The sequence below is a fragment of the Burkholderia sp. AU28863 genome (assembly GCF_002223195.1).
In the GTDB taxonomy this organism is placed as follows: domain Bacteria; phylum Pseudomonadota; class Gammaproteobacteria; order Burkholderiales; family Burkholderiaceae; genus Burkholderia; species Burkholderia sola.
The window spans coordinates 1-990 of record NZ_NKFE01000018.1 but is presented as its reverse complement, the minus strand read 5'-3'; the positions used below and the strand labels follow the sequence as shown (position 1 = coordinate 990).

The following is a 990-nucleotide window of genomic DNA, read 5'->3' as shown; positions in this document are numbered from 1 at the left end:
CCCGCGTCGTCGCCGATCAGCGCGCCGCCCGGGAACACCGTCTTCGGCAGCGACAGCAGGCCGCCGGCCGTGATCGCGCGCGCGCCGTACGACACGCGCTTGCCGCCTTCGAGGAACGCGCGGATCGACGGATGCGTCTTGTAGCGCTGGAATTCCTCGAACGGCGACAGGTACGGGTTCGTGTAGCCCAGGCCCACCACGAAGCCGACCACGACCTGGTTGTTGTCCATGTGATACAGGAACGAGCCGCCGTACGTATCCGGTTTCAGCGGCCAGCCGGCCGTGTGGATCACCAGGCCCGGCTTGTGCTTCGCGGGATCGATTTCCCACAGTTCCTTGATGCCGATCCCGTACGCCTGCGGATCGGCGTTCGCGTCGAGCTTGTACTTCGCGATCAGTTGCCGCCCCAGATGGCCGCGGCAGCCTTCGGCGAACAGCGTGTACTTCGCGTGCAGCTCCATGCCGAGCTGGAAGTTCTCGGTCGGCTCGCCGTCCTTGCCCACGCCCATGTTGCCGGTGGCGACGCCTTTCACGGAGCCGTCGTCGTTGTAGAGAATCTCCGCAGCGGGGAAGCCGGGGAAGATTTCCACGCCGAGCGCCTCGGCCTGCTGGCCAAGCCAGCGGGTCACGTTGCCCAGCGAAATCACGTAGTTGCCGTGATTCTTGAAGTTGTCCGGCAGCGCCCAGTTCGGCGTGGTCACCGCGCTCTTCTCGGACAGGAACAGGAAGCGGTCTTCGCTCACCTCGACATCGAGCGGCGCGCCGCGCTCCTTCCAGTCGGGAAACAGCTCGGTGATCGCGCGCGGGTCCATCACCGCGCCCGACAGGATGTGCGCGCCGATCTCGGAACCCTTCTCGAGCACGCACACGCCGATCTCGGTGCCTTTCTCGGCGGCCAGCTGCTTGAGCCGGATCGCCGCCGACAGCCCGGCGGGGCCGCCGCCGACGATCACGACGTCGTATTCCATCGATTCGCGCGGGCCGTATTGC

General features: G+C 66.6%; 1 protein-coding gene. It reads right to left on the bottom strand.

Features of this window, described 5'->3' with window-relative positions; genetic code table 11:
• Positions 1 to 990 (bottom strand): NAD(P)/FAD-dependent oxidoreductase (locus CFB81_RS34690; protein ID WP_179236155.1); only part of this gene is annotated, 990 nt, incomplete at both ends.